The 14,089-nt window shown below is 50.9% G+C and carries 17 protein-coding genes; 4 read left to right on the top strand and 13 right to left on the bottom strand.

The window, feature by feature from the left end:
* Positions 1 to 191 precede the first annotated feature (191 nt).
* A complete protein-coding gene (gene lhgO, locus ACTRXF_RS04650; protein ID WP_474278033.1) occupies positions 192 to 1,376 on the top strand; it encodes an L-2-hydroxyglutarate oxidase in 1,185 nt (394 codons plus the stop codon).
* Positions 1,377 to 1,383: 7 nt separating this feature from the next.
* Complete coding sequence (locus ACTRXF_RS04645; protein WP_474278031.1) at positions 1,384 to 1,746, top strand: VOC family protein; 363 nt, start codon at positions 1,384 to 1,386, stop codon at positions 1,744 to 1,746.
* 46 nt (positions 1,747 to 1,792) lie between these two features.
* Here ACTRXF_RS04645 and ACTRXF_RS04640 read toward each other — a convergent pair whose 3' ends face one another.
* On the bottom strand, positions 1,793 to 1,975 hold the full coding sequence (locus tag ACTRXF_RS04640; RefSeq protein ID WP_474262317.1) for a hypothetical protein: 183 nt from the start codon (positions 1,973 to 1,975) through the stop codon (positions 1,793 to 1,795).
* A 304-nt stretch (positions 1,976 to 2,279) separates the two neighbouring features.
* Between ACTRXF_RS04640 and ACTRXF_RS04635 the strand changes: the two genes are divergently transcribed.
* The gene (locus ACTRXF_RS04635; RefSeq protein ID WP_474278029.1) at positions 2,280 to 2,492 is read left to right on the top strand and encodes a hypothetical protein; all 213 of its coding nucleotides are present in this window, start codon (positions 2,280 to 2,282) and stop codon (positions 2,490 to 2,492) included.
* A gap of 43 nt (positions 2,493 to 2,535) precedes the next feature.
* Here ACTRXF_RS04635 and ACTRXF_RS04630 read toward each other — a convergent pair whose 3' ends face one another.
* From ACTRXF_RS04630 to ACTRXF_RS04575, 12 genes are all read right to left on the bottom strand, one after another.
* Positions 2,536 to 2,883, bottom strand: a complete 348-nt coding sequence (locus ACTRXF_RS04630; RefSeq protein WP_474262319.1) for a bh protein — start codon at positions 2,881 to 2,883, stop codon at positions 2,536 to 2,538.
* 99 nt (positions 2,884 to 2,982) lie between these two features.
* Complete coding sequence (locus ACTRXF_RS04625) at positions 2,983 to 4,275, bottom strand: NAD(P)H-dependent oxidoreductase (RefSeq protein ID WP_474278027.1); 1,293 nt, start codon at positions 4,273 to 4,275, stop codon at positions 2,983 to 2,985.
* A 22-nt stretch (positions 4,276 to 4,297) separates the two neighbouring features.
* Positions 4,298 to 4,666 (bottom strand): PTS glucitol/sorbitol transporter subunit IIA, encoded by a 369-nt coding sequence (locus ACTRXF_RS04620; RefSeq protein ID WP_474262421.1) that lies wholly within the window; start codon positions 4,664 to 4,666, stop codon positions 4,298 to 4,300.
* Between the two features lie 63 nt (positions 4,667 to 4,729).
* Positions 4,730 to 5,764, bottom strand: a complete 1,035-nt coding sequence (gene srlE / locus ACTRXF_RS04615) for a PTS glucitol/sorbitol transporter subunit IIB (RefSeq protein ID WP_474262321.1) — start codon at positions 5,762 to 5,764, stop codon at positions 4,730 to 4,732.
* A gap of 34 nt (positions 5,765 to 5,798) precedes the next feature.
* Positions 5,799 to 6,359, bottom strand: coding sequence for a PTS glucitol/sorbitol transporter subunit IIC (gene srlA / locus ACTRXF_RS04610; RefSeq protein ID WP_474262322.1), 561 nt, complete (start codon positions 6,357 to 6,359; stop codon positions 5,799 to 5,801).
* Positions 6,347 to 6,769: a transcriptional regulator GutM gene (locus tag ACTRXF_RS04605; RefSeq protein WP_474278025.1), complete on the bottom strand. Its 423-nt coding sequence runs from the start codon at positions 6,767 to 6,769 to the stop codon at positions 6,347 to 6,349. The genes srlA and ACTRXF_RS04605 overlap by 13 nt, the downstream gene beginning before the upstream one ends.
* A gap of 223 nt (positions 6,770 to 6,992) precedes the next feature.
* Positions 6,993 to 7,934, bottom strand: coding sequence for a sugar-binding transcriptional regulator (locus ACTRXF_RS04600; protein ID WP_474262324.1), 942 nt, complete (start codon positions 7,932 to 7,934; stop codon positions 6,993 to 6,995).
* Positions 7,935 to 8,016: 82 nt separating this feature from the next.
* Positions 8,017 to 9,402 carry a dihydrolipoyl dehydrogenase gene (gene lpdA / locus ACTRXF_RS04595; RefSeq protein ID WP_474262325.1) on the bottom strand — a complete coding sequence of 462 codons (1,386 nt, stop codon included), beginning with the start codon at positions 9,400 to 9,402 and terminating at the stop codon, positions 8,017 to 8,019.
* A gap of 14 nt (positions 9,403 to 9,416) precedes the next feature.
* Positions 9,417 to 10,718 (bottom strand): dihydrolipoamide acetyltransferase family protein, encoded by a 1,302-nt coding sequence (locus ACTRXF_RS04590; RefSeq protein WP_474278023.1) that lies wholly within the window; start codon positions 10,716 to 10,718, stop codon positions 9,417 to 9,419.
* Positions 10,719 to 10,733: 15 nt separating this feature from the next.
* Positions 10,734 to 11,759, bottom strand: a complete 1,026-nt coding sequence (locus ACTRXF_RS04585; protein WP_474262327.1) for an alpha-ketoacid dehydrogenase subunit beta — start codon at positions 11,757 to 11,759, stop codon at positions 10,734 to 10,736.
* Positions 11,760 to 11,780: 21 nt separating this feature from the next.
* The gene (locus tag ACTRXF_RS04580) at positions 11,781 to 12,698 is read right to left on the bottom strand and encodes a thiamine pyrophosphate-dependent dehydrogenase E1 component subunit alpha (protein WP_474262422.1); all 918 of its coding nucleotides are present in this window, start codon (positions 12,696 to 12,698) and stop codon (positions 11,781 to 11,783) included.
* 261 nt (positions 12,699 to 12,959) lie between these two features.
* Positions 12,960 to 13,310: an ArsR/SmtB family transcription factor gene (locus ACTRXF_RS04575; protein ID WP_474262328.1), complete on the bottom strand. Its 351-nt coding sequence runs from the start codon at positions 13,308 to 13,310 to the stop codon at positions 12,960 to 12,962.
* A gap of 258 nt (positions 13,311 to 13,568) precedes the next feature.
* Between ACTRXF_RS04575 and ACTRXF_RS04570 the strand changes: the two genes are divergently transcribed.
* Positions 13,569 to 14,066: a sigma-70 family RNA polymerase sigma factor gene (locus tag ACTRXF_RS04570; RefSeq protein WP_474262330.1), complete on the top strand. Its 498-nt coding sequence runs from the start codon at positions 13,569 to 13,571 to the stop codon at positions 14,064 to 14,066.
* Positions 14,067 to 14,089 lie beyond the last annotated feature (23 nt).

The following is a 14,089-nucleotide window of genomic DNA, read 5'->3' as shown; positions in this document are numbered from 1 at the left end:
ACCTCATATCTGCTATTCCTTTTTTCTGCAGCGCGGTAAACTTCCAATTTTTCTTTCCAGGCTACACTACTTAATCATTATAATAGAAACACGATTTTTAAAAAATGCTCCCGTTGTAAGTTTTAAAAAAACGGGTATGCTTGTGCGTAGGCAGTCTCTCTTAAAAAATTGTCGTTTAAAGGAGCTTCGATATGTACGATTATATCATTATCGGCGGCGGAATCGTCGGACTTGCTGCAGCTTACGCGCTGCTTGAAGAAGAACCCGGCGCCGGAGTAGTCGTTTTAGAAAAAGAATCCCATCTGGCCTCGCATCAGACAGGCAGAAACAGCGGTGTTATTCATTCGGGCATCTATTACCGCCCCGGCAGCCTGAAGGCTGTTCTTACAGAAAAGGGACGGAAATCGCTCGCTGCTTTCTGCGACCAGCACGGGGTCGACTATACGATCTGCGGGAAAATCATTGCCGCAAAAAATGAAGACGAATTACTGCAGCTGCGGAAGCTCTACGAACGCGGCAGACAAAACGGACTGCAGCCGCGCTACCTATCGCTTGAGGAGCTTGCAGAACGAGAGCCGTATGTAAGCGCCCAGCACGCGCTGCTTGTGCCCGAAACTGGCATCGTCGATTACAGTGAAGTCGCCCAGGCACTTGCCGGGGAAATCCGCCAACGGGGCGGTGATATTCTGATCGGGCAGCGGGCCGAACAAATTCAGGAGACTGAACAAAGCGTGAGCGTCACTACCCCGGACCAGACGTTTATCGGCCGGAAGCTCATCAACTGCGGCGGCCTGCACAGTGATAAGATCGCCCGCATGGCCGGCTACCATACCGATGTCCGTATTGTTCCGTTCCGCGGGGAATACTATACGCTCGCCCCGGAGGCTGCACATAAAGTTTCCTGGCTCATCTATCCAGTGCCGGACCCGACCTTTCCATTTCTAGGCGTTCATTTCACACGTATGAGCCGGGGAGGTGTAGAAGCAGGCCCGAACGCCGTATTAAGCTTTGAGCGGGAAGGGTACGGCAAAATGGCCGTTAGCCCGGCAGATGCCTGGGAGCACCTCCGTTCCCCCGGGTTAAGGAAGCTTGCTTCCCGTTACTGGAAGGCAGGAGCGCAGGAATACGTGCGTTCCTTTTCCAAACAGGCATTTACCGCAGAGCTGCAGCAGCTGATTCCTTCTCTTTCAGCCGATGAGCTTATACCCGGCGAATCGGGGATACGAGCCCAGGCTCTTCAGGAAGACGGGACGCTGATGGACGATTTCTTTTTCATTGAGGGCTCCCGCAGTCTCCACGTATTAAACGCCCCGTCGCCCGCAGCAACAGCTTCGCTTGAAATTGGAAAAACGATTGTCCAAAAAGTGAAAGGATGACCCTCTTATGACATTATTTACTGGAATTGATCACATACAGCTTGCTGCACCGCCGGATAGCGAAGAAAAAGCCCGTCATTTTTTTCACACCATCCTCGGCATGCCCGAAATACCAAAGCCCGAAGATTTGGCCAAACGCGGCGGCGTATGGTTTGACTGTGGCGGCCTTGAAATCCACATTGGCGTTGAAGAGCCGTTTTCTCCGGCCCGCAAGGCACACCCGGCGCTCCGCGTGCACAATCTCGAGCTTGCCAGGGAGCGCCTGCAGGAGTTTAACTGGCCTGTAAAACCCGAACAGCCGCTGAACGGCTCTCCCCGCTTTTATACCGAGGACCCGTTTGGCAACCGCCTCGAACTGATTGAAAGATAATAAAAAACCCCCGGCGTAAATGCCGGGGACTTGCTGATATTAGCTTTTACAGACTGAGCATTTTCACCGAGTTCGGGTGCAGCTCTTCCTTTAACTGCTCATACATCGTCGTTGCGCAGTCTTTTCCCTCTAAAATTAATTCCTCTTTCGCCTCACGGCCCTTATAGTTTTTTAATGAAATTTCACGGCCGTCCTGGTCTACTGCGATCAGCATATACTTTTGTTCCATGGATGCTCCCCCTTTTCTCTCTTCCCTTTCTTTTTTCAGCCGTTGGGTGTGCTATCTGCTCAGATATACCATGATTGTCACATTTCTGCTGGTTTAAATTACTGGTAGTTTGTTTAAGGTTAAATGGGCTGTCAGAAATATTATTTTCCCGGATACCGCCCGGCGTAAACTTCCCCCGCTTAATACTATCTGCTTACAACCTCTGGTTTTCTTTTAAGCTGTTCCGGGTACATAGTCTTTAAGTAAATTATTATATACCGCTTTTATTCCCACCATTTATTATACGCCGAAGGAGTGAAATATGATGGACTACTCCATGTCGCGTCAGATTATTTATTGTTCGATTACACAACAGAAGGTGCTTCACGAATTATCCTACGTTTATAAAGATGGCGTGTTTGACTCTGTTGCTACATGCACCGGAGTGTCAGAGGCCTGCGCTGCATGCCCTCTGCTGGAGTTCAACCGCGCGTATGAAAAGACTCCTGCGCCCCGCCGGCTGTTAGCCAGCGGATAAATATATCTATCCATAAAAAATCTTCCTCCCCGCTCGCGCGTGGTCAGGAAGATTTCTTTTGTTTATTCTTATAGTAGCGCAATGTTTTCTGGGTATCATTTAAATCCCGCATCAGCCGGTAGGGCTTGCTTGCCAGCCGGAACGGCATCCGTACGACAAACGGCGTTCCGCTTTCTTTATATTCCTCTGTTAAACGGGTTGGCTTGGTAGTCACGCGGTCATACACTTCGCTATACCATTCCTTCATGATATCGCGGTTTAATGTCAGCTCCCGGCCGCACGTGCGGCATTCCATGCTGTACACGTCCCCATTAATGTATTCCACGTTGTGGGGCGTCTCTTCCCTACAATGAGCGCACTGTAAGTAAATGAGCTCCTTACGTTTTTTCATCGCTTCAGCCCCTCCTTTACTTATTACTCTTTTATTATACCACGATTTGAAGACGGAAAAAGAAGCGGCCGCTAATTTCGGCAGCGCTTCCTTCTCATTTTATTTCCACTCGTGATCCTGCATTTTCCTAAGACGCCAGATGGTGGATTCCACTGTCTGCTCCACGTCCTGATACGTAATGATTTCCCCTTTTTTTACAGCCCGGGTCATTTTTACATTTTTGTCTGCGAGACCGATTGGAAGTGCTCCCTTTTCTTTGGCTTCCAGGGCTTCCATTACAGTGCCGTAAATGGTAAAGCCGCCAATGGAATCCAGATGCTCGTCCACTTCCAGATCGCGCTTCGCTACGGCCACTGTTTCAGCAATATGGCCGGCGTCCGGAGCAATCGTCGCCTGACCGTCCAGATACGCCCGCGCCACGGAAAGCGGTGTTTCCAGGCTTGTCAGGTGGTAAGGCCGGTACAGCACGTAGTTTGGCCCGTCCCCCATTTTCAAATATTTCATTTCCGCGTTCACTTCTTCCATATCAGAAGCAACGATGGCAAACACTCCCGGGGCGATCCCGTTGATGTATTCCACTACTTGCTGCTTTTCGACCTTCCCTCCCTGCTCCCGCAGCTGGAAGAGCTCCGGAAGATCTGCGACCCCGGCTTCAAATCCATTCATGCCCGGCTTTTCCGGTACAAAGCCGGTCGCGTTCGCCACAGCATTCATCTCCACCATCGTTTTCGTGCCATCCTGGAAGGAGGCAAGCATTTTCGGGCTTGAGCCCTTTTCCTCGGCTTCAGCTGCTGCCGTGTCCGGATTGGCTTCCACATTTAACGGGTTGTTTTTGCCTTTGCCAAGTGCCACCACCTCAAAGCCAATCGCATCAGCAAAATCATACAGCTCCATAATCGCTCCCGGCTCATCCCCTGCCGAGCCGGTGTACACGACGCCACTCGCATCTGCCATCCGCTTCAGCAGCGGCCCGACGGTAACGTCCGCCTCGACGTTCAGCATGACGATGTGCTTCCGGCTCAAAATGGCATTCCAGGCAATTTCTGCTCCAATATTTGGCACCCCGGTCGCATCGACGACCACATCCACTTCATCAAGCGCGCATACGAGCAGAGCTTTGGTGGACGCCACCACTTTATTCAGCTGGATGGCCTGCGAGGCTTCTTCTTTATTGTTAGTAGAAACAATATTTCCCCGCTCAATGCCGGCGTGCCCGTATGCGTTAATTACGTTATCTTCATTTATGTCTGCGGTAATGACGACCCGCATGCCCTTCATATTTTCAATCTGCGCGATCATACCGCGTCCCATCTGGCCGGCGCCGACAAGACCTACTTTAATGTAGCGGCCCTCTCTTTCGAGTGCCTGCAGCTTTCGGTTAATTCCTATCATTGCTCTCCACTCCTATCCAGCTTTATTTTTTACGGAATACGATGGTGCTCCCCACCTGTATCGCAGGCAGCGGTTTGGCTTCTATACAGACCGTTCCCGGCAGATCTGAATGTGTCTCTCCGTTAAATTGAAAGGTTGCATGCCCGAGATCCCGCAGCGTTTCATTCGCTTTACCGCCTACAAACGTCAGGGAAAACGCTTCTCCGTCTATGATCAGCTCATCCCCGGCTTCCAGGTCTTCGCTTAACCCTTCGGCGTTATGAACAAAGCTGATATCATACAAATCCTTCGGTGCTGTTTCGTTGAATAAAATCATCATGCCATCGTCCATAAGCATCTGAGCATCCTCTCCAATGCCGACCACGGTGGCTGTAAATACTTCTGTTTTCATCTGCACGGTCACTCCTCCTAGGAAATACAGGGCGGGCAAGCGCGTCTACCCGCCGATTTATTTTTATGAATACAGGCCAAAGCTGAAAAGATAAGCGATCACAACGGCAAGCGGTCCGGTAATAACCCTTGAAAACAGAACGGCCGGCACGCCGACGGAAATGGTCTCCGGCTCTGCTTCCCCAAGCGTCAGGCCAACCGGCACGAAGTCCGCCCCTACCTGCGGGTTAATAGCGAAAAGTGCTGGAAGCGCCATTGCCGGAGGGATGTTTCCCATACCGATCTGGGTTCCGATAAGCACCCCAACCACCTGGGCAATAACAGCGCCCGGGCCGAGCAGCGGGGACAAAATTGGAATTGCACATATAAAGGATAAAAGCAGCAGCCCGAAAATATTACTTGCGAGCGGAGATACAAAGTTCGCGATCAGATCCCCGATTCCGGTGAATGTGATAATCCCGATAATCGTACTGACAAAAGCCATAAACGGCAGAATGTTTCGTACGACCGTATCAATGGTTTCCCGACCGGCCTGGAAGAATACGCTTACCACGTTGCCGACGGCACGGCCGATACGTTCAATAATATTTCCTTTTTTCGGTCCGGAGCCTTTTGCTTTCATTTTCGCATCGTCTTTCACCTGTTTGGCCACGTCGCGGTCCATCAGGGAGTTGTACGGGGAAGCTTTGTCCTCTGCTTCCGCTTCGGCCGCCGGCACTTCATCCGCGCTGATGGCCTTCATATCTCTTTCGCCCACGCCGGAAACAAAATTTTCTTCGTTAATATACTGCGCAAGCGGGCCGGCCGGGGATGTACCGTGAATGTTAACCGTCAGCACACCCATTTTTGGATAAACTCCGCAGCGTGCGGTTCCGCCACAGTCAATAACAGCTGCGGCAATATTTTCTTTATCATAGGAGGCTTTGAATCCGTCCACCGCTTCGCCGCCTGTCAGTTCCGCCAGGCGCTCGGCGACCGGATGAATACCTCCGCCGGTTACCGACATAATATATCTTTTCTGATCATTCGGATGGATGACGAGCGGGCCGCCCCAGCCACCTCTTCCCTTTGTTACCTCTACCGGTTTATATTCAGCCATTATTCTTCCCTCGCTTTTTCTTTTAAATTTTCATTTATGCGCTGGCGCTTTTTTCCGACGAATCGCCTTCTGCACTAGCTGCCTGGCGTCTGAGCATGATGGCGGTGATCCATTCCGTTACTACACCGCGGATTAAAATAACGATCAGACCGACGATAAAGAAACGGATGGCAAGCGGCCCGGCAGAGAGGCCAAGCGTCGTAATACCGGCCGAGATCCCGGTGTAAACAAACAGTTCAGCCGGGTTCGCGTGAGGAAACAAGCCGGTAATCGGGTGCACAAATGAAACAGCGGAATCATAAAAGGCCGGCTTCTGCCGTTCCGGCAGAAAGCGCCCGAACGTGTAGCACATTGGGTTGGTTAAGAAAAACACGGCCAGTACCGGAAACAGCGTATAGCGGAGAAAGAAATACTTTGTGCTCTTCTGAGCCAGCGAATAGATCCGTTCTTCCCCGACAAACTTGATTAAAGCGTTTACGGCAAGAATTAAACATATGAGTGTCGGAATAATACCTGTAACAAGTCCGACAAATGTTTCCCCGCCTGCCTCGAACATTCCAATAAAGCCTTCTGCGAGCGTTACTAAGAAATCCATTTGTTATCCCCCTTTTTGTGTTTGCGCTTCTGTTCTGCCAAAATCTGCTGGGCAGCCATCAGATGAGCCCGTTTCGGGTGCTTCTTCTTTCCGGCAGCGCCTTCTGCTTCCCACTGCTTCTTTAATTCATGGATGTTTTGATCCATCAGCTCCGGCGCTTCGGCAAACCTGGCGAACACCGTTACCCCTCTCATAATCTTAGCGTCGATCACCGTGCCTGCTTCGTTGGTTACGAGCAGAAGCACCGTGCCGATTCCAAGCAGGCGTTTATCAATGCCTGTCCCAAGGTACCCCGAAGGACGTCTGCCCATTGAAGCAATCATTCCGTTGTAGTATTTCATCTGGCGGAATGTTAGATAAAATTGAATCAGCCATATCACCACGAACGCGGCGATAAAATAACCCCACATCCTCACCCCTCCTTTACATTTGTAACAACTTGTAACCTTTGTAACCATATTAAAGCGTTTTCATATAACCGTCAATATTTTTTTCAGATATTTTAAAAATTAATTTTTTACGGCATTGGCGTGTTGATTGTAAAATATTTCTTTTATTTTACATATGTTTTAAATAGCACATATGTTCATATATGTTAAAAAAATACGGCCCCTTTCAAGGAGCCGTCATACGTTATTCGGTTAACGCTTCTGCAATCTGGTTATCTACGATCAACACGTCCAGATAACCACCCTTCAGCGCTGCTTCGATGCCGAGGACTTTATGGGAGCCCTGCGCCACACCAACGACCTCGGGAATGTTTTTGATCTCCTCAAGAGTCAGGCCGATGACCCGGTTGTTGATCGGGTGATCCACGCCGTGGCCGAGAGCGTCGAAAAACTTCGAGCTGATATCGCCGACTGCCCCGGCCTTTCGGAGCGTGACGATGTCTTCTTCCTGCAGGTATCCCATCGTTTCCATAGTGGAGTCCTGAAGCGGGTTGCCTAGACCCACGAGGGCAAGCTCCACGTTCCGCCCTTCCTCCAGCACCTGGGCAATGTCTTTGGACTGCACGAGACGCTCTTTCAAATCGTCAGTTTCAACCATCGCCGGAGCGTACAAATACGAACAGGAGGCGTTCATTTTCTGGGCAAAGTGAAATGCCAGCTGATTGGAGTGCAGATGCACGTATTTGTTCCCCATTCCCCCGATCAGCGGCGTAATATGAATGTCTCTATGTTCGACGTACGGATACTCTTCAATAAGTGAACGCAGAGTTGATCCCCATGAAATACCGATTCGCTTTACCTGCTCGGATCTCTTCGCTACATAGGAAGCGGCTGCTTTTCCGATCAAACGCTTGCCGAGGTCAGGTGTGAAGCCTGTCGTTGAAACGACTACTGCTTCTTTCAGGCCGTATTTCTTTTCAAGCTTCTGCTCAAGATCAACGGTATGCACACTTTCATCTTTAATATATATTTCAACGATGCCTTCATCCCGGGCCCGCTGCAGCATTTTGGAAATAACCGGACGGGAAACACCCTGCTTTTTGGCGATCTGGGCCTGGGTCCAGCCATCGAAATGATACAGCTTCGCTACTTTTACGGTTTCTCTTTTTTCTTCCCAGTTGAGCATAATTCTTCCCTCTATTCCGTAGATTCATCTGTTCCCAGTATATCACTCCCTGCCAAAAAACTATATACGCTTACATGGCTTTTTATTGATGAACCGGACGCCCCGCGAGCGCAGACGCGCCTTCAAACAACGCCTCCGACAGCGAAGGATGCGCATGCACCTGACTGCTCCATTCTTCGGTGGTGCCTTCAAGATGAATATAGGCGGCCGGCTCTCCGATCATTTCGGTAACGTGGGGTCCAGCCATCACAACGCCGAGAATCTCGCCGAACATTTCCCGGGAAATGATTTTGACAAAACCCCGGGTCTCGCCCATTGTCATCGCTTTCGCGTTTCCCTGCAGCGGCACGGTCTTTACTTTAATATCGCTGTACCTCTGCTTTGCTTCCTGCTCAGACAGGCCCACTGACGCTATTTCCGGAAGGGTATAAATGCACCTCGGCACGAGCGAGAGATCCATGGAAGGCGCAGCGCCCGCAGCATGCTCTGCGGCAATAATGCCCTCGGCACTTGCCGCATGGGCAAGCTGCCATCCGCCGACAATATCTCCTGCAGCATAAATACCCGGTACCGATGTCTGCATCGCATCGTCCACCGCTACAAAGCGACTGTCCATGCGTAATTCAAGGTCTTCAGCTGCCGCGATGACAGGCGAGCGCCCTGTGGAAATAAGCAGCATGTCTGTTGTGAGCTCGCGGTCGTTTCCGGAGGCATCCTGCACGTTGACGACTGCCTGATTTCCATGTTGTCTGGCAGAAGTAACCGAGGTGCCTGTCAGAATAGTCACTCCCGACTCTTCAAGTGCCCCGGCCAGCATTTTCGCAGCATCTTCGTCCTCCTGTGGTATCAGCCGTTCAGCCGCTTCAATAACTGTCACCTGCACCCCGAGTGACTGATACAAACAGGCGTATTCAGTACCGATGAATCCCCCGCCGACGATGGCCATTGACGAAGGAAGCGATTGGCGGTCGTAAATCGTGTCACTCGTATAATATTCAGTATCTTCAAGACCGGGAATAGGAGGTACTGCCGGTACGGAGCCTGAAGCAATGATGACGGCTCTGCCGGCTACTACTGTTTCCTGGCCGTCTTTACCGGTGATAGTAACCTGTTTGTTTGCATGAACTTTTCCCCGCCCAGAAAAAATCTGGATACGTCCTTTTTTCATTAGCGACTGGACGCCCTGGCGGAGCTGCTGGATCACCTGGTCCTTCCGCTCAAGCATTTCTTCGTAGCGCAGATGAAAGCCTTCCACCTGGATGCCGTATTTAGAAGCATTGCGTACGTAGTTCACTGCTTCTGCGTTCTGGAGAAGCGTTTTAGACGGTATGCACCCGCGGTTCAGGCACGTCCCCCCGAGCTCGCGATCTTCGACAAGCGCCGTGGACTGCCCAAGGCCGGAAGCCCTAAGCGCAGCTACATAGCCCGCCGGCCCGCCGCCGACAATTACCTGGTCAAACGTTTCCATCGGTCCACCTCCTTCTAGACAAACAGCTGGTACGGCTGTTCGAGCATTTGTTTGAAGTCTGTTAAAAATGCAGCAGCCGGAGCCCCATCAATAATACGGTGATCAAAGGATAGACTTACGGCCATCATCCGGCGCACCGTGATTTCTCCGTTTATTACTACCGGCTTCTCCTGTATACGACCAACCCCAAGAATAGCCGCTTCCGGCTGGTTAATGATCGGGGTAAAATGGTCAACTGCATACATTCCTAAATTACTGATCGTGAACGTACTGCCCGAAAGCTCTTTGCCGGGAAGGGTTCCGTTCCGGGCCGCGGCAGCTGTCTGTTTGGTTTCAGCGACTAATTCCGCGAGTCCTTTTGTTTCTGTATGGCGGATCACCGGGACCAGCAGCCCCCGGTCTGTGGCTACAGCGACTCCCATATGCACAGACGACTGCTTTGTGATCCGGTTGTCTGTCATAGAGGCATGCACATCCGGATGCTTTTGGAGCGCCCGGCTGCCCACAAATATCAACAGCTCCGTCACGGACAGCCGTTGGCCGGTCAGTTTTTCTATAACTGGGAGCAGCTGCTCCCTCAGCTCTATAGCAGCTTCCATATCAATTTCAGTGTTAAGCGTTACGTGCGGCACTTCGCTTGCACTTTGCTGCATACGCTCTGCAACCACTTTCCGGATGCCCTGAAGCGGCTCAGAGTGAAGATCCTCTTCCACCGGTGGCGCGGCGATATCAGCCCGTGTGATTTTGCCGTAGCTGCCGCTTCCTTTTACGGCAGACAGATCCACGTTATTTGCCTCTGCTTCTTTTTTAGCAAGAGGCGTACTGCGCACGTGCTCGCCCTCTGCAGCAGCGTGAACATCCGAAGCGTGAATGCGTCCTCTCGCTCCGCTTCCCTGTATTAAGGAAAGCTCTACTCCCTGTTCACGCGACAGCCTCCGTGCTGCCGGAGTAGCACGCACGCCTTCTGTTTGTTCAGCTTCCACTGATTGCTCTGCCGCTTCGGCAGCCGGCACCTCCGGGACGCTTTCAGGTTCTGATTTGCTTTCAGATCCCGGTTTTTCCTCGGGCACCTGCTCGCCCTCTTCACCGATGTAGCCAACAATACCGTTCACCGGCACCTCTTCGTCTTCGTCGTAGTAGCGCTTCAGCAGGATACCTTCTTCGTATGCTTCCACTTCAATATTTATTTTATCGGTCATTACCTCGAGCAGCGGCTCGCCGACCTCCACTGGGTCTCCCTCCTGTTTAAACCACTGCAGAAGCGTTCCGGTTTCCATTGTACTGCTTAATTTGGGCATAAATACTTCCTTTGCCATGAATACTGCCCTCCTTTACCGGCGGTGGACGCTGTCACGCGCCGCCTGCATAATATCGTCCACCTGCGGGACCATTGCTTTTTCAAGCGCCGGATTATACGGCACAGGGATTGGCAGCGCCCCGAGCCGGCGGACCGGAGCATCCAAATAATCAAAAGCTTCGCTTTCTGCAATCATGCTCGCTATTTCGCCGCCGTAGCCGCCTCTTTTAACGGCTTCATGCACAACGATTACTTTTCCAGTTTTTTTAACGGAGTCCACGATTGTTTTCTCATCGAGCGGTACGAGGGTCCGCGGGTCAATCACTTCCACATCGATGCCTTCCTCAGCCAGCTTCTCCGCTGCCTCGAGCGCTTTATGCACCATCACAGCAGTTGCAACGATCGTTACGTCCTTACCCGCACGCTTCACGTCTGCCTCTCCCAAAGGAATCGTATACGCTTCCTCCGGAACGTGCTCTTCGGTTTTGTACAACAGTTTGTGCTCGTAAAAAATAACTGGGTTCGGGTCGGCAATAGCGGCCTTTAACAGCCCTTTGGCGTCTGACGCCGTAGAGGGCTGTACTACCTTTAGGCCAGGAACATGAGCTACCCAAGCTTCCAGGCTCTGTGAATGCTGGGCCGCCGCCCCGGTTCCGGAGCCTGAAGGCGTCCTCAGCACCATCGGCACGTTTCCCTTGCCGCCGTACATATACCGGAGCTTCGCTGCCTGGTTGGCCAACTGGTCCATCGCAATCGTAATAAAATCCGAAAACTGCAACTCGACGACCGGCTTCATGCCAGTAAGAGCCGATCCGATCGCAGCACCGGTAATAGCCGCCTCGGAAATAGGGGTGTTGCGTATCCGCTCCGGTCCGAACTCTTCAATCATTCCGCGGGTAACACCGAAGGCTCCGCCGTATACTCCGATATCCTCTCCGAGAATAAAAACGTCCTGGTCCTCCCGCATTTCCTGTGACAGTGCTTCACGTACGGCTTCGGCAAAGGTAATGCTCCGTGTGGTTTCCTTGTTATCTGAAGAATTTACTGCGCTCGACTGCATCGTCAGGCACTCCTTTCTATATTAAGCATAGACATCCTCAAGCAGTGTATCCGCAGAAGGTTCGGGACTCTGTTCCGCAAATTCCACCGATCGTTCAATTTGGGCTTTCGTTTCTTTCTTCACTGTTTCGGCTTCCTCCGAGGTGATGATACCGCGCTCAATCAAGGCCTCCTGGAAAAAACGGATCGGGTCTTTATCCTTCCATTCTTTTTCTTCTTCTCTTGTCCGGTATTTCTTCGCATCGCTTTTGGAGTGGCCCTTCCACCGGTATGTTTTTGCTTCTATGAGAACCGGGCCGCTTCCGTTTCTTGTATACTCCACGGCTTCTTTCATAACCGTCATAACCTCAGGGAGGTTGTTGCCGTCAACGACATGGCCCGGAATACCGTAGCTGGAAGCACGATCGGCAATATTTTCGATTTTCACCATATCCTTGACCGGGCCGGACATACCGTACTGGTTGTTTTCGCAGACAAAAATGACTGGAAGATCCCAAATAGCAGCCAGGTTCACTGCTTCGTGAAAGCTGCCTTCATTTGCCGCCCCATCCCCGAAGAAACAGACGGTAATATAACCTTCCTGGCGCATCTTTGAAGTAAGTGCTGATCCTACAGCTAAAGGTATGCCTCCTCCGACGATACCGTTGGCACCCAGGTTGCCTTTTTCAACATCCGCAATATGCATGGACCCGCCTTTGCCTTTACAATAGCCGGTTTCCCGGCCAAACAGTTCTGCCATCATCCGGTCCGGATCTGCTCCTTTGGCGATGCAGTGCCCGTGGCCCCGGTGCGTGCTCGTGATTTTGTCTTTATCTTCAAGCATCGCACATACACCTACAGCCGAAGCTTCCTGCCCTACACATAAGTGGGTCGTACCGTGAATCATGCCTTTGGCGAAAAATTCATCTACTTTTTCATCGAACCAGCGAACGGTCCACATCTGCTCGAGCCAATTGACCAGCTTTTCCTTCGGCTCTTCCCAAACCCAATCTGCCTGCGTCACAATAACGCCTCCTTTTACATTTGTTCTTTATTATGACCTTTGTAAACATAATAGCTTTATTTCATTCGTTCGTCAACTAAACGTTTGTAAAATATCGTTGGTTTCAAAATATTGTTTCCGCTTTCATGAATTTAGCTGATTTTTGCAATTGTATTATTGGGAAACATTTGTTTACTGCAAATAAAAAAAGAGACGCCGTTACGTCTCTTTTCCCTGCCGTTCTTTAATTTCTGCCTGATGGCTGACAACGAGCTCCACCACCTGCCTGACATGTTCGTCATCAAGAGAATAATACACCGTTCTTCCTTCCTTCCGGAACTTCGTCAGTCCCAGCTTATGCATATACCGGAGATGGTGGGACGCCGTAGCAATGGAGGAGTCGATGACTTCGGCAATACTATGTACACTCAATTCCGGTGTCAGGGCAAGCGCCTGGGCGATCTGCATCCGCTTGCCGTCAGCGAGTCCCTTCAGCATGTCTGTCATAATATCAAGCGATCGTTCCTGAATCTGCTGCTGGATCCAGTCTACATTATCTTCGTTTGGCATTTCTGTTCACCTGCCTGATCGTAATCATTCTTATTTCAATTGTACGCTTTCTTTCTATGCTTTCAACCGATCTGCTTTATTTTTTCATATGCTGGCTGTGTGTTTTCTATACTCTGGCAGCTTTGTTCTTTTCTATAATACAACGCATAGCGCAGGATGTATCCATACATAGCACTCCGGCAATATTTCCAGCTTTTATATATGCTGAATCTACCATGGAATAAATAAGAACCGCGCGCGGCTTCGCAGGAGAGACCATTGACTGATACGATTCCTGCTTCATTTGAAGAAGCATATGAAAAATATACTCCGCTCGTCAAACGAATGATTACACGCCTCCGTATTTACCAGGAACAGGAGGAATATATGCAGGCCGGATACGTAGGATTATGGAAGGCATACTCTACCTTTTCTCCGGAAAAGGGTGCTTTCCCGGCGTATGCTTTTACCCTCGTACGTGGGGAAATGCTGATGATGCTCCGGAAAGAAGTCCGGTTTTCCGAGCGGCATCAGCTGTTTGATGACCACGGGCCCTTTGAGCAGTCATCGGAAATGGAGGACCGCTTTGAGCTTGAAGCATACTTTCCTCTTCTTTCAGAACGGGAACGAACCTGGCTCATTGATTTTTCCGTATATTCCCTTCCTATACGTGATATCGCCGCAAAACACGGGGTAGCGGCCTCTACGGTCAAATCATGGCGGAAATCTGCGTTGCGCAAGTTGCGTGCATACGCTGGTGAAAAGCAGCTGGATTAAATCGTCTTGCGCCGGTGTGCAGG

Source organism: Marinococcus sp. LNHM3E3-2.2 (assembly GCF_056034385.1).
The sequence above is the reverse complement of the archived record's forward strand: the minus strand, read 5'-3'. Positions and strand labels throughout refer to the sequence as shown.